The sequence below is a fragment of the Variovorax sp. LjRoot130 genome (assembly GCF_964253755.1).
In the GTDB taxonomy this organism is placed as follows: domain Bacteria; phylum Pseudomonadota; class Gammaproteobacteria; order Burkholderiales; family Burkholderiaceae_C; genus Variovorax.
Map to the genome: position 1 here is coordinate 979927 of NZ_CAXURM020000001.1, position 17674 is coordinate 997600.

Genomic DNA, 17674 nt, shown 5'->3' on the forward strand with positions numbered 1-17674 from the left:
AGCCTACCGCCCATGACCATCCAGACCGACGATTTCGCTCCGGCCCCGCAACGCGTGGTCTCCGCCGCGCCCGCCTCGCCCAACGAAGAGGCGATCGAGCGCGCCCTGCGGCCCAAGTTGCTCGACGAGTACGTCGGCCAGGCCAAGGTGCGCGAGCAGCTCGAGATCTTCATCGGCGCCGCCCGCCACCGCGCCGAGGCGCTCGACCACGTGCTGCTCTTCGGCCCGCCGGGCCTCGGCAAGACCACGCTCTCTCACATCATCGCGGCCGAGCTCGGCGTGAACCTGCGCCAGACCTCGGGCCCGGTGCTCGAGAAGCCCAAGGATCTGGCGGCGCTCCTCACCAACCTCGAGCGCAACGACGTGCTCTTCATCGACGAGATTCACCGCCTCTCGCCGGTGGTCGAGGAAATCCTCTACCCGGCGCTGGAGGACTACCAGATCGACATCATGATCGGCGAGGGCCCGGCGGCGCGCAGCATCAAGCTCGACCTGCAGCCCTTCACTCTGGTCGGCGCCACCACGCGCGCCGGCATGCTGACCAATCCGCTGCGCGATCGCTTCGGCATCGTCGCGCGGCTGGAGTTCTACACGGCCGAGGAACTGGCGCGCATCGTGCGCCGCAGCGCCGGTTTGCTGGCCGTGCCGATGGACGAGGCCGGCGGCCTCGAGATCGCACGCCGCTCGCGCGGCACGCCGCGCATCGCCAACCGCCTGCTGCGCCGCGTGCGCGATTATGCGCAGGTCAAGGGCGACGGGCGCATCACCGAAGACCTGGCCCACAAGGCGCTGGCCATGCTCGATGTCGACCCGCAGGGCTTCGACCTGATGGACCGCAAGCTGCTGGAGGCGGTCATCCACCGCTTCGACGGCGGCCCGGTCGGGCTGGACAACATCGCGGCCAGCATCGGCGAGGAGGCCGGCACCATCGAGGACGTGATCGAGCCCTACCTGATCCAGCAGGGCTACCTGCAGCGCACGCCGCGCGGGCGCATCGCCACGCTGGCCGCGTACCGGCATCTGGGCGTCGCGGCGCCGCAGCGCGACGGCGACATGTTCGGCAACTGAGGGTCTTTTTTCATGCATACGCACGATCTCAGCGGGTGGCAGCACGAACACCGATTCCAGGGCGACAGCCATGCCGCCGAACGCAGCACGCGGCTCGTGATGTGGATCACGGCCGCCGCCATGCTGCTGGAAATCGGCGCCGGCTGGTGGTTCAACTCGATGGCGCTCTTGGCCGACGGCTGGCACATGAGTTCGCACGCCGTGGCCATCGGGCTCAGCGCCTTCGCCTATGCGGCGGCGCGGCGCTATGCCGGCGACCGGCGCTTCGCCTTCGGTACCTGGAAGATCGAAGTGCTGGGTGGCTTTGCGAGCGCGCTGTTCCTGCTCGGCGTCGCGGTGCTGATGGTGGTGGGTTCGCTCGAGCGGCTGTGGTCGCCCGTTGCGATCCACTACAAGGAAGCGATCGTCGTGGCCGTGCTGGGGCTGCTGGTCAACCTGCTTTGCGCGCGGCTGCTCGGTGGTGCGCATCACCACCACGACCACGCCCATCACGACCACGCGCACGATCACGGCCATGACCTGAACCTGCGCTCCGCCTACCTGCACGTCGTGGCCGACGCCGCGACCTCGGTGCTCGCCATCGTCGCGCTCGCCGGCGGCTGGCTCTACGGCTGGGCCTGGCTCGATCCGCTGATGGGCATCGTCGGTGCCGTGCTGGTCGCGAGCTGGGCGCGGGGATTGCTTGTCGAAACCGGCAAGGTGCTGCTCGACCGCGAGATGGACCATCCGGTGGTCGATGAGATCCGCGAGGGCGTGGAGCAGGGCTTGGCGGATTCGGAAACGCGCGTGGCCGATCTGCACGTGTGGCGCGTCGGCCAGGGCGCCTATGCGTGCGCATTGAGCGTTGTCACGCATTCGTCAACACTGACGCCCGATGACGTTCGTGCGACCTTTTCGATGCACGAAGAAATCAGGCACTCGACCATCGAGATTCACCGCTGCGCGGCCGGATGACAGCGCCGCCGTGGCGCATTTGCACTGTCATTGAAGCTTCACCGCGCCGCCACGGCGCCGTCATCCGCGCTGGCGACGATGACGACCCATGCAACGCGATGACGCTTTTCTTAGTGCATGGCGCAACACGGCCGACCTGTCCTCCTCCGCGGAAGACGAGGAAGTCACGCGTCCTCCCCAACGCTATCGCACCCTCTGGATTTCCGACCTGCACCTGGGCACGCCCGGCTGCCAGGCGAAGGCGCTGCTCGACTTCCTGAAGCACACCGAGTGCGAGACCCTGTTCCTGGTCGGCGACATCATCGACGGCTGGCAGCTGCGCCGCCACTGGTACTGGCCGCAGCCGCACAACGATGTGATCCAGAAGCTGCTGCGCAAGGCGCGCAAGGGCACGCGCGTGATCTTCATTCCGGGCAACCACGACGAGTTCGCGCGCAAGTACCTGCATCACAACTTCGGCGGCATCGACGTGGCCGACGAATGGATCCACGAGACGGCTGACGGCCGCAAGCTCTGGATCATGCACGGCGACCTGTTCGATGGCGTGATCCAGTGCGCGAAGTGGCTGGCCCACGTGGGAGACTCGCTCTACGAGTTCACGCTCAAGCTGAACCGGTATCTCAACTCGCTGCGTGCGCGCCTGGGGTTGCCTTACTGGTCGCTGTCCAAGTACCTGAAGCAGAAGGTCAAGCGCGCGGTCAGCTATGTCGGCGATTTCGAGAACGCGGTGGCGCGCGAGGCCCGCAAGCGCGGCGTGCAGGGCGTGGTCTGCGGGCACATCCACCATGCCGAGCTGCGCGACATCGATGGCATCCTCTACGCCAACGACGGCGACTGGGTCGAGAGCCTCACGGCGCTGGCCGAGCATGCCGACGGCAGGCTCGAAATCCTGCACTGGGCAGAGCACATGCCGGTCGCGACCCGGGCCGGGCGGGCCGCTTCCCGGCGCGAGCCGGCGCACGCATGACGCGCGCGCCATCGACTTCCTCGCGCCACCCGGCCCAGCGAACCGTCGACCTCGTCTACTTCGACGCCGGCGGCGGGCACCGTGCCTCCGCGTTGGCGCTCGAGGCGGCCATCCAGCGCGAGGGCTTGCCCTGGGCCGTGCGCCTGGTCAATCTGCGCGAAGTGCTGGATCCGAAGGACAGCTTTCGCAAGCTAACCGGCATGGACCCGGAGGACGTCTACAACAAGCGGCTCGCGCGCGGCTGGACGATCGGGCTGGCGCACGAGCTCAAGGTGCTGCAGGCCGTGATTCGCTGGGCCAAGCCGAAGCTGGTGCGCCCGCTGCAGCAGCACTGGCTGGCGACCGAGCCGGACATGGTGGTGTCGTTGATTCCGAACTTCAACCGGCCGCTCTACGAGTCGGTCGCCTCGGCGCTGCCGGGCGTGCCCTACGTGACGGTGCTGACCGATCTGGCCGATCACCCGCCGCACTTCTGGATCGAGAAAGGGCAGGACCAGCATTTCGTCTGCGGCTCGGAACGCGCCGTGCAGCAGGCACGTGAAGCGGGCTACCCGGATGATCGCATCCATGCGACCTCGGGAATGATGATCCGTTCGGCCTTCTACGAGACAGAGTCCGTCGATCGGGCTGCCGAGCGCCGCCGCCTGGGGCTGGACCCCGATCGCCCAACCGGCCTGGTGCTCTTCGGCGGGCAAGGCTCCAAGGCCATGCTCGGCATCGCGAAGCGCCTGCCCGATACCCAGCTCATCCTGGCATGCGGCCACAACGAAGCGCTCGCCAAAGCCTTGCGCGCACAACCGGCGCGCGCGCCGCGGCTGGTGCTGGGTTTCACGCCCGACGTCGCCCGCTACATGCAACTGGCCGACTTCTTCATCGGCAAGCCCGGCCCGGGCAGTGTCAGCGAGGCGGTGCAACTGCATCTGCCGGTGATCGTGGTGTGCAACAGCTGGACCTTGCCGCAGGAGCGCTACAACGCCCAATGGGTGCGCGAGCATGGGGTAGGCCTGGTATGCGCGAGCTATGCCAAGGTGCCCGGCGCGGTGGACGAACTGGTCCCCGATCTGGAGAACTACCGCACCGCGACCCACAAGATGCACAACCGCGCAGTGTTCGAGCTGCCGGGAATCCTGCAGGGCATCCTGACACGCGCCGAAGCACCCGCCGGCGGTGAAGAATCGATCTCGGGGCTGGCGCTCGGCGCTCAGTGACCGAGCAGGCGCCGGAGCGCCTCGACCACCGCCGCACCCAATGCCACGGCGCACGCGAAGCCGGCCCACGTCGGCACGCGGCGAACCGGCTCGTGCGTCAGATGCGCCCGGTTGAGCGGCGCAAGGGAGGAGTAGTCGGACTCGTCCTCTGGCTCGTCTGGAGCATCATTGCCACGGAGTTTCATGTAGCACATTATGGCTACAGGCGAGTGCGATGTACGTGAGAAAAGTAGTACTTGTCGCTGACTTTTTGTGCTGAACACTAGAGCTTTGGTTTTCAAAAACAGTTAGGCTCACGGTCGTCGAAGCCAGCCATCAGGCTGGACGGCGAAACCGAGGGAATTGACTGTGAAGACATCGTGGGTTGCGGTCGCCGGCCTGGCGACGCTGGTGCTGTGCATGACGGGCTGCAAGGGCAGCGGTGCGCCCGCTGCGCAGCCTCAGGACAGCAATGGCAATGCTTCCGCCTCGCCGTCCTCGTCCGCCTCGGCTGATGCTGGCGCGACGCGGCGGCAGAACGACAAGACCTCCGAATTCCTCAGCGCTTGGCGCCCCAAGAACTAGGGGCGCCTCTACTCGCGCGATGCCAGCCGATCGCGCACCGCGGTCACGTGGTCGCCCACCTTGGACAGCGCGTCCTGCAGCTCGGTCTCGCTGCAGCGAAGCTGCTGGCACCAGTACTGCAGCTCGACGGGGTCGAGGGCATTGACCCGGCCGGGGTCCAGCGGCTTGAAATGACTCAGATCGTCGGGCATGGCGACTCCTCGTAGGCGATGTGCGGCCTGACTTTTTAGGCTCGCGCGCGGCGCTTGGCAAGGCAATGAAAAAAGCCCGCTACCGATGCGATAGCGGGCTTTTCGTGGCAGGTTTGGTGGCTCTTCACGGACTCGAACCGCGGACCTGTGGATTATGATTCCATCGCTCTAACCGACTGAGCTAAAGAGCCGAGCCCGAGATTATAGCCGGCTCTACGGCCTTCAGCCGGCCTTCGGGAGTTTCGCCAGTTCCTCCGTCACCAGCCGCACGATCAGCCGGTCCAGCGTCTGCACCGAATAGTTGCTCACGTCGTGCACCGTCTCGCGGCCGGGCCCGCTGGCGGGGTTGCTTGCCTCCCTGTAGGTCAGGAATACGAAGCGGCCACCGGTGTACTGCGCGATCTGGCGCTGCACGTACTCCCCCTGCTTGTCGAGCCCGCTCGCGCCCACGCTGAACACCTTGATGCCCTTGCCGAGCGCGGCCATCATGTCGTCGTCGTATTGCGGACCGCCGTAGTCGAGGTGCGGCGGCGCGTCGGCCAGCAGCACCACCAGGCGGGTCGCGCCGGTGCCGCGCCAGCTCAGCCGGTGCACGGTCTCGTGCAGCGCCTCGTTCATCGCCTCGGGGTAGTCGCCCCCGGCGGCGGCCTGCAGCGCATCGAGCACCGTCTGGAAAGCGCCCAGGTCGTTGGTGAAGTCGTGCCGGCGCACGAGGAAGGCGTCGCCGCGGTCGCGGTAGGCCACCAGCCCGAAGCAGGTGTCGGGCCGGCTCGGCAGTTGCGCCACCTCGTTGGCGATGGTGCGCAGCGTGCTCTTGAGCTTGCCGATCTCGTCGCCCATCGAACCGGTGGCATCGATCAGGAAGACCAGGTCCAGGGGCGCGCGCTGCGGGACAGCGGCCGTATTCAGCACCAGATCGACCGCGCTTTTCTGCCCGCGGCGCAGGAAGGTCGTGCCCTGCTGGCCGTACTTGCGCACAGCCACTTCGTACACCTGGCTGCCCGAGGGATCGAAGGCGTTGGGATGCAGCCAGGCGCGGCCGGCCGCGTCGGTGCGGGCCCACATGGCGGCGCCGTTCGCGGCCTGCACCGCGACCTCGGCATCGGGCACGGCCATGCCGCGTGCGTTGCGCACCTGTAGCAGGTAGCGCTCGCTCACATCGCGCTCGCGATGCGCCACCTGGGTGCGCTGGCGGAACTGAAGGTAGGCCGAGAAGTCGGCGTTGTCGTCGACCATGCCGGCGCTGACCACCTGCTGTTGCGGCCGGGGGCGTTGAATGGGTTGCGCGCTGGGCGCCGGCGGTGCAAAGCGCGGCGCCTCGGCTTCGGCGACCAGTGCCTCCCTGGCTGCGCCGGCAGCGGGAGCCGCAGGCGCCGGCATGGCGACCGCGGCATCGGATGCCGCCTCGCCCGGCGCGCTACGCTTCGACTTGGCTTCGCGACTCAGAGATGGGCGGGCCTCGCCGTAAACGGCGGGCGCCTCATCGCGCCGTGCGTCCTGCCCCGTGCGGCCCGGCGTCTCGTAGGTCTGCACCGGCCTCGCGCAATGGGTGGCCGAGGGCGCCTCGAAATTCGGTACCGTGCGCGTGACCACGTTCCCCGGCCACTGCGGCGAAGGGAAGTTCGCGGGTTCGGGCTGCGGCGCCGGCGTGGGCCAGCGCGCGGCGCCGGGCGCGAGTTCGGTGGCGCTGCAGGCGCTCAAGAGAAGCTGGGCGCACAGCAGTGCGACGAGCGGGCGTCGAAGGAGGGAAAGGCGGGTGGTCATCAGCAGCTCCGGGTTGTGGATGCAGGCTGATACGGCGGGGCGGCGTCGGTCGGGTTAAGTCCCGACGATATTTTTTGAGGGGGTGCTAACCCCGAACGGCGGCGCAGTCCGTAGAACGTGAGGTGAAAATCTGCCGATGCTTGCCCCCTCTGTTGCGAACGCCGCCCTCCACGACGCCATGCCGGACGATCAGCTGATGCTCGCCTACGCAGGCGGCGACGCAAGCGCCTTCGACACGCTCTATGCCCGCCACGAAAGCGCGCTGTTCCGCTTCGTCCGGCGCCTGCTCGGCGTGCGGCTCGCGGCCGAAGTCGACGAGGTGTTCCAGGACACCTGGATGCGCATCATCGCGGCGCGTGAGAGCTTCTCGCCGCAGGGCGCGACTTGGCGCACCTGGGCCTTCACGATCGCGCACAACCTGGCGATGGACCGGCTGCGCCTGAGCGGCCGCGAGGTGTCCTTCTATGCCCACGACGAAGACGGCGACGGGCTCGAGGCCGCGCAGCTGTTCAGCCGCGGCCTGCTGAGCGATGGCGGCACGGCTTCCGCTGCCGCGCACCCATCGGCCGAAGAGCTCGCGTTCTGGCGCGCCGCTGGCCGCCGCCTGCTGGCCTGCCTCGACGAGTTGCCGGACGACCAGCGCGCCGCCTTCCTGCTGCACCACGAAGACGGCTTCACGGTGGAAGCGCTGGCCGACACGCTCGGCGTCGGCTTCGAGACCGTTCGCAGCCGGCTGCGCTATGGCTTGAAGAAGCTGCGCGGGTGCATGGAGCGCTATCTGTCGGTGCTGGAGCTTCGGGCATGAGCACGGACAACGATCTTCAAGACGACGCCCTGCGGCGCGCGTTGGCGCATGCACCGGACCACACTTCGGTGCCCCATTGGCGGCTGCGCAAGGCGATCCTGGAGCGGGCGCACGACGCCGTAGCGCCGGCTTCCATCACGCACGCGCGGGAGCCGCAGGCGCGGCCGTGGTGGCAACGCCTGGTGGGCTTGGGCGGCGGCTCGCGCATGCCATGGAACGCGGCTTTCGCCACCGTGCTGGTCGCGACGCTGGTGACCGTGCTCTGGCAGCGCGAGCCGGTGCCGGGCGCGCGGCCCGACGGGGAGGCGAGGGTCGCTGCGCAGGCGCCGCGCGTCGAGGCACCTGCCGCGCCTGCTGTGCCCGCTCCGCCGGCTTCGACCGAGCCTGCGCCGCCGACCGAATCGGCTTCCGTTCCGTCATCGGCACCGCCTGCACCTGTGCTGGAGGCACCGGCAGCACCCGCGCCGCCGCCGGCACTGGCGCGCCCTCAGGCCGATGAAGCCGAGTCCAAGAAGAAGGAAACACCCCAAGCACCTGCTGCGCAGTCCGCACCGCCTGCCCCGGCCGCGCCCGTCGTGCCGGCCGAACCTTCGGCTGACGCGGCGGCACGTCCCGCGCCGCGGGATTCCCTCGCCGCCCGAGCCCGTCGCGAAGAAGAAGCCGCGGCCAAACAGGCCTTTGCGCCTCCGGCGAGCCCGCCGGCCGGGCTCGTCGCACCGGGCGATGCGGCCGGTGCCGCACGCGCGGCACGCCCTGCGTCTCCGACTGTGCGAACCGAGGCGACGGAGCCGCCCACCTTCGCGGCGCTTTCGCAATGGAATCGCATCACGATCGCACAGCGCGGCGGCGCAAGCCGCAGCCTGTCGCGCGCCGAAGCGCTCGATCTCAATGCGCTGCTGGGATCGGCCGCCATCACGGCGGTCGGCGGACAGCCGTTGGTGTCCACGCCTGAATGGCGCATCTCGCTCGAACGCAACGGCGAGGTGCTGGCGGTGTTCGAAGTCGCGCGCGGCCAGGTGCGCTGGCGCGAAGGCCGTGCGCTGCCGGCCACCGGCGCGCCGTCGGCGCCGGCGCTGGCCGCCTTGAACGAGGCCCTGCGCAACGCGGTGCAGGCGCCGGAGGCCGCAGCGCAACCCGAGGCCGGGCCGCCGCCGGCAGCGCCGCGCTAAGGCCGCCTTACTGGTGCTTGAACGCGGCCTTGCGCTTGTTCACGAAGGCGTCCATGCCTTCCTTCTGGTCGGCAGTGGCGAAGAGCGCGTGGAACAGGCGGCGCTCGAACATCACGCCGTCCGCGAGGCTGCTCTCGAAGGCGCGGTTGACCGACTCCTTGGCCGCCATCACCGCGACCTGCGAGAAGTCGGCGATCACCAGCGCGGCGCCCAGCGCCTCGTCCATGAGCTTGTCGTAGGGCACGACGCGGCTCACCAGCCCGGAGCGCTCGGCCTCGGCGGCGTCCATCATGCGGCCGGTCAGGGCCATGTCCATCGCCTTGGCCTTGCCCACAGCGCGCGGCAGGCGCTGCGTGCCGCCGGCGCCCGGGATCACGCCGAGCTTGATCTCGGGCTGGCCGAACTTCGCGTTGTCGGCCGCGATGATGAAGTCGCACATCATCGCGAGCTCGCAGCCGCCGCCGAGCGCGAAGCCGCTCACGGCCGCGATCACCGGCTTGCGCACGCTGCGGATGGTTTCCCAGTTGCGCGTGATGTAGTCGCCCTTGTAGACGTCGGTGAAGCTGTAAGTGGCCATGGCGCCGATGTCGGCGCCCGCGGCGAAGGCACGCTCGCTGCCGGTGACGATGATGCAGCCGATCGCCTCGTCGGCGTCGAAGGCCTTGAGCGCATTGCCGAGCTCGGTCATCAGCGCATCGTTGAGCGCGTTCAGCGCCTTGGGGCGGTTCAGCGTCACGATGCCGACCTTGCCGGCCTCGGTGCGGACTTCGATGTTCTCGTAGCTCATGCGGGTCTCCTTGAAACGAACAGAGGGGAAGGTCTTACTGCGGATCGAGCCAGCGCGTCAATTTGGCCGGGTCCTGCGCGGCGAGGCGCCAGGTCGTCACGTCGCCAGGCAGCGTGAGCGGCAGGCGCAGCAGCCGCCGGTCGCGCGCGACGAGTGCCGTGATCTTCTTCAGCGGCCCGAGATAAAGCGCCAAGTCATCGAGCTTGCCGAGCCGCCAGCCCTGCGCCTTGTGGCCCTTGGAGGCGCCGAGCTCGATGCCGATCCATTCGTCGTTGGCCGAGAAGCCGGCCTGCTCGGCCGCGCCGCCGCGCAGCACCATCTTGACTTGCACGCTGCCGTTCGCCTCGGCCACGCGCAGGCCGAGTTCCTGCGCCCGCTGCGCAGGGTCTTCGAGCGCGACGACGCCGTGGCTGCGCAGCAGATCGGCCAGGGGCAGTTCCTCGGTCGAGTGGACCCAGCTCGCGATCTCCTCGACGAAGGAGCGCCCACCAACGGCTTCGAGCGCGGCGGCGAAGGCGGCTTCGTCGATCGGTCCGCCGCTGCTTTTCTTCCACAAGAGCCGCATCACCTCGTCGAGCGAGCCCTTGCCTTCGGCGCGCAGCGTGAGGTCGAAGCACAGCGCCACCAGCGCGCCCTTGGTGTAGTAGCTGATCGTGGTGTTGGCCGTCTGCTCGTCTTGCCGGTAGTACTTGATCCAGGCATCGAAGCTCGCGTCGGCCACCGACTGCACCAGCCGGCCCGGCGCCTGCAGCACTTGGTTGATGGTCTTGTTGACGAGGCGCAGGTAGCCGGTGTCGTCGATGCGGCCGGCGCGGCGCAGCAGCAGGTCGTCGTAGTAGCTGGTGAAGCCCTCGAACAGCCACAGCAGGTGGGTGTAGTTCTCCTGTCCGTAGTCGTAGCGCGCGAACTCGGCGGGTCGCAGGCGCTTCACGTTCCAGGTGTGGAAGTACTCGTGGCTGATCAGCCCGAGCAGCGTGGTGTAGCCCTCGGGCTGTTTCTTGACGGCGAGCTGGGGCAGGTCGCGGCGGGTGCAGATCAGCGCCGTCGAGTGCCGGTGCTCGAGGCCGCCGTAGCCGTCATCCACCGCGTTGAGCATGAAGACGTAGCGGTCATGCGGCGGCTTGGACCCGCCGCGCTTGCCGACCTTGTCGCCGTGCCAGAAGCGCATCTGCGTCTCGCAGATGGCACGCGTGTCGGCGATCAGCCGTTCGCCGTCGAAAGAAGCGGGCGCGCCTGCGATCACGAAGCGATGCGGCACGCCGCAGGCCTCGAACTCGGCGCTCCAGAACATGCCCATCTCGACCGGGCTGTCGGCCAGCTCGTCATAGTCGGCGGCGAGGTAGCTGCCGAAGCCCCGGCGGTCGACCTTGGCGGGCTTCAGCGCCGTCGCGCACGACCAGCGCTCGCCCGGCGCCAAGAGCGGCGGCGCCAGCACCTCGATCGCGTGCGGCCCATCGGTCTGGCCTTCGACGCGAAGGCACAGGCTGGTTCCGTTGAAGAAGCCGCGGTCGCGATCGAGCCACGCGGTGCGCACCGAGTTGTCGTAGGCGCAGACCTGGTAGCGCAGCACCAGGGGCTTGCCCGGCGCGCAATCGATCTGCCAGCTGTGCTTGTCGAGTTGCTGCGGGGCCCGCTTGCGCCGACCCTGCGATGCCTGCAACTGCTGCAGGTTCTTCGCGAATTCGCGCACCAGGTAGCTGCCCGGAATCCAGACCGGCAATGCGACGCGCTGCTGCGCGGCAGGCCGCTCGATGGTCAGCGTGACGGCGAACAGGTGCGCGTTGCGGTCCGCGCATTCGACGCGGTAGTGGATGGCCGGCGCCGCCATCAGTTGGCAGCGGCGAGTTGTTTTTCGACCTGTTCGGCCGGGATCGCGCCCGGCGCGCGCGTGCCGTTGCTAAAGATCAGCGTGGGCGTGCCGGTGATGTTGTATTTCTGGCCGAACTCGCGGTTGCGGTTGAGCGCGCTGGTGTCGCATTCGGCGGTCTCGGGCGCGACGCCGCGCACCATCCAGTCGGTCCAGGCACGGGCCTTGTCCTTGGCGCACCAGATGTTGCGCGACTTCACGACCGAGTCCGGCCCCAGCACCGGATAGAGAAAGAGATGGATGGTCACGTTGTCGACCTTGGTCAGGTCGCGCTCGAACTGCTTGCAGTAGCCGCAGTTCGGATCCTCGAACACCGCCAGCTTGCGCTTGCCGTTGCCGCGCACGATCTTGAAGGCATCCTTCACGGGCAGTTTGTCGAAAGCGACCTCGCTGAGTTTCTCGACCCGCTCTTCGGTGAGGTTGCGGCGCGCCTTCACGTCGATCAGGTTGCCCTGCAACAGGTAGTTGCCCTGCTCGTCGGTGTAGTAGATCTCGAAGCCGTTGATGCGCACCTCGTAGAGGCCGGGCATCGGCGACTTGGTGATCTCGTCGATCTTCGCGAACTGCGGAATGCGCGCAGCGAGGTTCTGGCGGATCTCGGCCTCGCCGGCGCTGGCGCTCAGGGTGCTGACCAGAGTCAGCGCGGCAAAAAGGGCAGGAGCGAATTTCATGGTGTTGTTTCTTCCGGCGGAATTCAGTGCAGGCCCATGGCCTGCTTCGCGATCCAGTTCTTGACGAGCCGCGTGCGGTCGAAGCCGCGCATGCCCCAGTTGCGAAGCGCCGGCAACGGATCGGCGCTGTGCGCGAAGAGTTGCTGCAGGCCGTCGGTGGCCAGGCTCATGGAGAGCACGTCGGTGCGGCGGGCCCGCTCGTAGCGGCGCAGCAGCCGGGCATCGCCCACGCTGCGCCAGTAGTCGCGGTCCTTGATCACGTTGGCCAACGCTGCGGCATCGGCCAGACCCAGGTTCAAGCCCTGGCCTGCAAGCGGATGCACCGTATGCGCGGCATCGCCCGCGAGCGCCCAGGAACTGCCGTCGGTGAACTGGCCGGTCCAGCGGTCGGCGATGGCGCGCTGCAGCGGCCAGGCCGCGCGCTCGCTGGTGAGCCGCAGCGCACCGAGCGCACCGTGGCTGGCGTCGTGCAGCGCGGTGTTGAACTCGTCGGCCGTCTGTGCCAGCAGGGCCGGCGCGCGCAGCTGGTCGACCGACCACACCAGCGCGAGCTGCCTGTCGCCGAGCGGCAGCAGCGCGAACACTTCGCCCTTGTCGTTGAACCATTGGCGCGCGGCGCCGTCGTGCGGCTCTTCGGCCTGGAGCCGCGCCGCGATCGCGTGTTGCGGATAGCGCGTCACTTCGTAGCGCACGCCCAATGTTTCGCGCGTGGCGCTGATGCGGCCTTCGCAGACCACCGTCAGCGGCGCCGGCACGGGCTCGGCGACGATCTCGATGCGCGGCTGGAAGCGCACCGCGTCGCTCAACTGCTGCTCGAGCGCGGGGACATCGACGATCCAGGCCAGCGCCTCGACCTTCTGCCGCGCGGCATGGAACTGCACGCGGCCGCCTTCGTCGCCGTAGACCAGCATCTCGCGCACCGGCGTGGCATGCGCCGCATCGGGCCAGCCACGCAGCGATTCGAGCAGCGCCTTCGAGGCCGCATTGAGCGCGTAGGCGCGCACATCCTGCCCCGCGGGGGCCGCGGCCGGCGCCACCAGCGCCACGCGAACGCGTTCGCGCGCCAAAAGCAGCGCGAGCGTGCGGCCGACGATGCCGGCGCCGCGAATGCAAACCTCGGGTGGAAGAGCCATCGGGGCATTGTAGGAGCCTGCCTTTCCCGGCGGGCGTCGTGCGGGACAATCACCGGCTTCAGCCCAAGGACCTTCACGTGACTGCCTCCGACTTCGACCTCCAAGCCACCATCGCCCGCCTGTTCGTCTACCCGATCAAGTCCTGCGCCGGCGTCGAGCTCCCCGAGGCGCTGCTGATCGAGACCGGCCTGGAGTTCGACCGCGCCTGGATGGTGGTCGACGAGAACGGCGAGTTCGTCACCCAGCGCCAGCTGCCGCGCATGGCGCTGATCCGGCCGCAGATGAAGCATTCCGAGATGGTGCTGCGCGCACCCGGCATGCTGGCGCTGCACATCGCCTTCGACCGCGTCGAAGCGCCGGTGCGCGTGCGCGTGTGGAAGGACGAGGTGCCGGCCTACGACATGGGCGACATCGCGGCCCAATGGTTCAGCGACTTCCTCTCGCAGCCGGGCCGGCCGCAGAAGCTGCGCTTGGTGCGCTTCGATCCCGAGCACCAGCGGCTGTCGAGCCTCCAATGGACCGGCGATATCGAGGCACCCAACCAGTTCGCCGACGGCTATCCGCTGCTGGTGGTCAGCGAGGGCTCGCTGGCCGAGCTCAACGCGCGGCTGGCCGCGGCCGGCCACGGCGCCGTCGGGATCGAGCGCTTCCGCCCCAACGTCGTGCTCGCCGGCATCGAGGCGCACGACGAGGACCGCGTCGACACGCTGTACATCGCGACCGCCGAGGGCGAGGCGCAACTTCGGCCGGTGAAGCCCTGCTCGCGCTGCTCGATCCCCGACATCGACCCGGCCACGGCCGAAAGCAGCCCCGAAGTGGGCGACATGCTGCGGACCTACCGCGCCGACGCCCGCGTCGACGGCGCCATCACCTTCGGCATGAATGCGATCGTGCTGCAGGGCGTGGAGCACATGCTGAAGCGCGGCCAGACGGTAGTCGCAAACCTGCGCTTCGACTGAAGCGAGGCCGGGCGCCTAAAATCCCCGGTTCCCCAAAGCATTCTGAAAGCCCCGCCATGAGTCTCCAGTGCGGCATCGTCGGCCTGCCCAACGTCGGCAAGTCCACCCTTTTCAACGCGCTGACCAAGGCAGGCATCGCGGCCGAGAACTATCCTTTCTGCACCATCGAGCCGAACGTCGGCGTGGTCGAAGTGCCCGATCCGCGGCTCGCCCAGTTGAGCGAGATCGTGAAGCCCGAGCGCATCGTGCCGGCCATCGTCGAGTTCGTCGACATCGCGGGCTTGGTGGCCGGCGCCAGCAAGGGCGAAGGCCTGGGCAACCAGTTCCTCGCGCACATCCGCGAAACCGACGCCATCGTCAATGTGGTGCGCTGCTTCGAGGACGACAACGTGATCCACGTTGCGGGCAAGGTCGACCCCATCTCCGACATCGAGGTGATCCAGACCGAGCTGTGCCTGGCCGACCTGGCCACGGTCGAGAAGGCGCTGCACCGCCACACCAAGACCGCGCGCTCGGGCGACAAGGAGGCGATCAAGCTGGTCGCGCTGCTGGAGAAATGCCAGGCCGCGCTGAACGAGAACAAGCCGGTGCGCGCGATCGAGTTCAGCAAGGAAGACAAGCCCTTGATCAAGCAGTTCTCGCTGATCACCGCCAAGCCCGCGATGTTCGTCGGCAACGTGGCCGAGGACGGCTTCGAGAACAACCCCTTCCTCGACCGGCTGCGCGAATACGCCGCCGCGCAGAACGCGCCCGTGGTCGCCATCTGCGCCAAGATCGAAGCCGAGCTGGCCGACATGGACGAGGAAGACAAGAAGATGTTCCTTGCCGAGATCGGCCAGGAAGAGCCGGGCCTCAATCGCCTGATCCGCGCGGCTTACACGCTGCTGGGCCTGCAGACCTACTTCACCGCCGGCGTGAAGGAAGTGCGCGCGTGGACCATCCACGTCGGCGACACCGGCCCGCAGGCGGCCGGCGTGATCCACACCGATTTCGAGAAGGGCTACATCCGCGCCCAGACCATCGCCTTCAACGACTTCATCGCCTTCAAGGGCGAGCAGGGGTCGAAGGATGCCGGGAAGATGCGGGCGGAAGGCAAGGAGTACGTGGTCAAGGACGGGGATGTGATGAACTTCCTGTTCAGCTCCTGACCCGTTCGCACTTCAGCTCGCCATGATCACAGTCCACCACCTCAACAACTCCCGTTCGCAACGCGTACTCTGGCTGCTCGAAGAACTCGAGCTCCCCTACGAGATCGTTCACTATCAGCGCGATCCCAAGACCATGCTCGCGCCGCCCACCTTGCGCGCGGTGCATCCGCTGGGCAAGTCGCCGGTGGTGACGACCGACGAAGGCCTCACGCTCGCGGAGTCGGGTGCGGTCGTCGAGACGCTGATTGAGCGCTACGGCAATGGCCGCCTCGCGCCGGCGGCGGGCACGACCGAAGCGCTGCGCTACCGCTACTGGCTGCACTACGCCGAAGGCTCGGCGATGCCGCCGCTCCTGCTGAAGCTGATGTTCGACCAGATCGAGAAGGCGAAGATGCCCTTCTTCGCCAAGCCGATCGCGAAGGCGATCGCGGGCAAGGCCAAGGCCGCCTTCATCATGCCGAACATCAAGAGCCATCTGGATTTCATGGAAGGCGAACTCGGCAAGAGCAAATGGTTTGCCGGCAATGCGTTTTCGGGCGCCGACATCCAGATGAGTTTTCCGGTGGAAGCCGCGTTGGCGCGCGGCGGGCTCGATGCGTCGCGGCCCAAGCTCATGGCTTATCTGGAGCGCATCCATACGCGGCCGGCCTACATGCGCGCGCTCGAGCGTGGCGGGCCGTACGGGCTCTTGACCTGATGGCGTGGCCGCCTCAATTTGGCCAGATGTAGAGAAGGGCAATCGTCATCGTGACATAGCGCGCGAACTTGCCGATCGCCATGTAGATCACGCAAGGCCAGAACGAGAGCCGGAGCCAGCCCGCGACCGCGCAGAGCGGATCGCCGACGATCGGCAGCCAGGCCAGCAGACAAGCCTTGGGCCCCAGGTGTTCCAGCCAGCCGAGCACACGCAGATGGTGCTTGGAGTGCGAATACTTGTCGGCCACCTTGTGTGCGCCGTAGCCGATCCACCAGTCCACGATGCCGCCCAAGGTGTTGCCGATCGTCGCGACGCCGACCGCGGACCAGAACATTTCGGGATTGAGCTTGAGCAGTCCGAACAGCACCGGCTCGGAGCCGACCGGCAACAGGGTCGCCGACACGAAGGCAGCAACGAAGAGGGTGCTGAGCCCGAATTGCGGCAGCGCAAGAAGCGCAAAGAGTGAGTCGAGCCAGGCTTGCATGTGCGCCGGAGTATAGAAAGGCGCGGTGTTATGCAGCGTCGGCGTATACGCTGTCCGCGTGCGCGATGAAACTCGATGAAATCGCAAATCGTTTCAGCGCCTCTCGCTTCGCGCCGCTACAATCGTGCCTCATTTTTCAGCAGCCAGGCGCGTGCCAACTTTCCCTCCATGACCCTGCAGATCGGCAACATCGCGCTGGAAAACCGGCTGTTCGTTGCGCCCATGGCGGGCGTCACCGACCGGCCCTTCCGCATGCTGTGCCGCGAACTCGGTGCGGGCTACGCGGTGAGCGAGATGGTCACTTCGCGCAAGGAGCTGTGGGGTTCGCTCAAGACCTCGCGCCGCGCGAACCACGATGGCGAACCGGGCCCCATTGCGGTGCAGATCGCCGGCACCGATGCAGCCATGATGGCCGAGGCGGCGCAATACAACATCGAGCGCGGCGCCCAGATCATCGACATCAATATGGGCTGCCCGGCCAAGAAGGTCTGCAACAAGTGGGCCGGGTCGGCGCTGATGCGCGACGAGCCGCTGGCGCTCGAGATCGTCGAGGCGGTGGTCCGTGCTGCGATGCCGCACAAGGTCCCGGTCACGCTCAAGATGCGCACCGGCTGGAGCGAAGACCATCGCAACGCGGTGGCGCTGGCGCGCCGCTTCGAAGCGGCCGGCGTGCAGATGCTCACGGTGCACGGCCGCACGCGCGAGCAGGGCTACAAGGGCCAGGCCGAATACGACACCATTGCGGCCGTCAAGGCGGCCGTGCGCGTGCCGGTGGTCGCCAACGGCGACGTCGACTCGCCCGAGAAAGCGCGTGAAGTGTTCGCACTCACTGGCGCCGACGCCGTGATGGTGGGCCGTGCCGCGCAGGGACGGCCGTGGATCTTTCGCGAGATCGCGCACTTCCTCGCGACCGGAACGCAGCTCGCGCCGCCGCTCGTGGCCGAGGTGCGCCGCCTCATGCTCGACCATCTGCAGCAGCACTACGCGCTCTATGGCGACTACAGCGGTGTTCGCACCGCGCGCAAACACATCGGCTGGTACGTCCGCACGCTGCCCGGCGGCGAGGAATTCAGGGGCCGGATGAACACCATCGAGGACTGCGACGCGCAACTCGCCGCGGTGGCCGATTTTTTCGACACGCTGGCCGCACGGATGGATCGCATTCCGGTCGCCGATGACGCGCAAGCGCAAAGGGATGAGCAGGCAGCCGAAGTGCCTGCATGAATTGAAGAACAGAA

Annotated in this window: 19 protein-coding genes and 1 tRNA gene; 11 read left to right on the top strand and 9 right to left on the bottom strand. The window is 67.8% G+C overall.

Annotated features, from left to right (window positions below; all coding sequences use genetic code 11):
• Positions 1-12 precede the first annotated feature (12 nt).
• From ruvB to ACSQ86_RS04930, 4 genes are all read left to right on the top strand, one after another.
• Complete coding sequence (gene ruvB, locus ACSQ86_RS04915; protein ID WP_093109533.1) at positions 13-1068, top strand: Holliday junction branch migration DNA helicase RuvB; 1056 nt, start codon at positions 13-15, stop codon at positions 1066-1068.
• Positions 1069-1080: 12 nt separating this feature from the next.
• Positions 1081-2022, top strand: coding sequence for a CDF family Co(II)/Ni(II) efflux transporter DmeF (gene dmeF / locus ACSQ86_RS04920; protein WP_436302876.1), 942 nt, complete (start codon positions 1081-1083; stop codon positions 2020-2022).
• 88 nt (positions 2023-2110) lie between these two features.
• Positions 2111-2989, top strand: coding sequence for a UDP-2,3-diacylglucosamine diphosphatase (locus ACSQ86_RS04925; protein ID WP_436293769.1), 879 nt, complete (start codon positions 2111-2113; stop codon positions 2987-2989).
• A complete protein-coding gene (locus tag ACSQ86_RS04930) occupies positions 2986-4197 on the top strand; it encodes a glycosyltransferase (RefSeq protein ID WP_436308552.1) in 1212 nt (403 codons plus the stop codon). The genes ACSQ86_RS04925 and ACSQ86_RS04930 overlap by 4 nt, the downstream gene beginning before the upstream one ends.
• On the opposite strand, the gene ACSQ86_RS04935 is transcribed toward ACSQ86_RS04930, so the two are convergent.
• Positions 4191-4382, bottom strand: a complete 192-nt coding sequence (locus ACSQ86_RS04935; protein ID WP_139191730.1) for a hypothetical protein — start codon at positions 4380-4382, stop codon at positions 4191-4193. The genes ACSQ86_RS04930 and ACSQ86_RS04935 overlap by 7 nt on opposite strands.
• 163 nt (positions 4383-4545) lie before the next feature.
• Between ACSQ86_RS04935 and ACSQ86_RS04940 the strand changes: the two genes are divergently transcribed.
• Entirely contained in the window at positions 4546-4761 is a 216-nt protein-coding gene (locus tag ACSQ86_RS04940; RefSeq protein WP_436302880.1) for a hypothetical protein, read from the top strand.
• 8 nt (positions 4762-4769) lie between these two features.
• On the opposite strand, the gene ACSQ86_RS04945 is transcribed toward ACSQ86_RS04940, so the two are convergent.
• The 3 genes from ACSQ86_RS04945 to ACSQ86_RS04955 form a co-directional block, all read right to left on the bottom strand.
• On the bottom strand, positions 4770-4952 hold the full coding sequence (locus ACSQ86_RS04945; protein WP_093109539.1) for a DUF3606 domain-containing protein: 183 nt from the start codon (positions 4950-4952) through the stop codon (positions 4770-4772).
• A gap of 114 nt (positions 4953-5066) precedes the next feature.
• Positions 5067-5143, bottom strand: a tRNA-Met gene (locus ACSQ86_RS04950).
• Positions 5144-5174: 31 nt separating this feature from the next.
• Complete coding sequence (locus tag ACSQ86_RS04955; RefSeq protein ID WP_436308553.1) at positions 5175-6716, bottom strand: VWA domain-containing protein; 1542 nt, start codon at positions 6714-6716, stop codon at positions 5175-5177.
• Between the two features lie 136 nt (positions 6717-6852).
• Here ACSQ86_RS04955 and ACSQ86_RS04960 point away from each other — a divergent pair, with 136 nt between their 5' ends.
• Positions 6853-7521 carry a sigma-70 family RNA polymerase sigma factor gene (locus ACSQ86_RS04960; protein WP_436302882.1) on the top strand — a complete coding sequence of 223 codons (669 nt, stop codon included), beginning with the start codon at positions 6853-6855 and terminating at the stop codon, positions 7519-7521.
• A complete protein-coding gene (locus tag ACSQ86_RS04965; RefSeq protein ID WP_436302883.1) occupies positions 7518-8690 on the top strand; it encodes a hypothetical protein in 1173 nt (390 codons plus the stop codon). Before ACSQ86_RS04960 ends, ACSQ86_RS04965 begins: the two co-directional genes overlap by 4 nt.
• A 7-nt stretch (positions 8691-8697) precedes the next feature.
• On the opposite strand, the gene ACSQ86_RS04970 is transcribed toward ACSQ86_RS04965, so the two are convergent.
• From ACSQ86_RS04970 to ACSQ86_RS04985, 4 genes are read right to left on the bottom strand one after another with little or no spacing between them, the layout of a single operon-like run.
• The gene (locus tag ACSQ86_RS04970; protein ID WP_436302884.1) at positions 8698-9477 is read right to left on the bottom strand and encodes an enoyl-CoA hydratase; all 780 of its coding nucleotides are present in this window, start codon (positions 9475-9477) and stop codon (positions 8698-8700) included.
• Between the two features lie 34 nt (positions 9478-9511).
• Entirely contained in the window at positions 9512-11305 is a 1794-nt protein-coding gene (locus ACSQ86_RS04975; protein ID WP_436308554.1) for a M61 family metallopeptidase, read from the bottom strand.
• On the bottom strand, positions 11305-12015 hold the full coding sequence (locus ACSQ86_RS04980; protein ID WP_436302886.1) for a DsbC family protein: 711 nt from the start codon (positions 12013-12015) through the stop codon (positions 11305-11307). The genes ACSQ86_RS04975 and ACSQ86_RS04980 overlap by 1 nt, the downstream gene beginning before the upstream one ends.
• Before the next feature lie 23 nt (positions 12016-12038).
• Positions 12039-13148, bottom strand: coding sequence for an FAD-dependent monooxygenase (locus ACSQ86_RS04985; RefSeq protein WP_436308555.1), 1110 nt, complete (start codon positions 13146-13148; stop codon positions 12039-12041).
• 77 nt (positions 13149-13225) lie between these two features.
• Between ACSQ86_RS04985 and ACSQ86_RS04990 the strand changes: the two genes are divergently transcribed.
• From ACSQ86_RS04990 to ACSQ86_RS05000, 3 genes are read left to right on the top strand one after another with little or no spacing between them, the layout of a single operon-like run.
• Entirely contained in the window at positions 13226-14107 is an 882-nt protein-coding gene (locus ACSQ86_RS04990; protein ID WP_093109547.1) for an MOSC domain-containing protein, read from the top strand.
• Positions 14108-14163: 56 nt separating this feature from the next.
• Positions 14164-15255 carry a redox-regulated ATPase YchF gene (ychF, locus tag ACSQ86_RS04995; RefSeq protein ID WP_093109548.1) on the top strand — a complete coding sequence of 364 codons (1092 nt, stop codon included), beginning with the start codon at positions 14164-14166 and terminating at the stop codon, positions 15253-15255.
• 22 nt (positions 15256-15277) lie between these two features.
• Positions 15278-15952 (top strand): glutathione S-transferase, encoded by a 675-nt coding sequence (locus ACSQ86_RS05000; RefSeq protein WP_436302888.1) that lies wholly within the window; start codon positions 15278-15280, stop codon positions 15950-15952.
• Positions 15953-15965: 13 nt separating this feature from the next.
• Here the strand turns inward: ACSQ86_RS05000 and ACSQ86_RS05005 are convergent, their stop codons facing one another.
• On the bottom strand, positions 15966-16436 hold the full coding sequence (locus tag ACSQ86_RS05005; protein ID WP_093109550.1) for a YqaA family protein: 471 nt from the start codon (positions 16434-16436) through the stop codon (positions 15966-15968).
• 168 nt (positions 16437-16604) lie between these two features.
• Here ACSQ86_RS05005 and dusB point away from each other — a divergent pair, with 168 nt between their 5' ends.
• On the top strand, positions 16605-17660 hold the full coding sequence (dusB, locus tag ACSQ86_RS05010) for a tRNA dihydrouridine synthase DusB (protein ID WP_436293759.1): 1056 nt from the start codon (positions 16605-16607) through the stop codon (positions 17658-17660).
• Positions 17661-17674 lie beyond the last annotated feature (14 nt).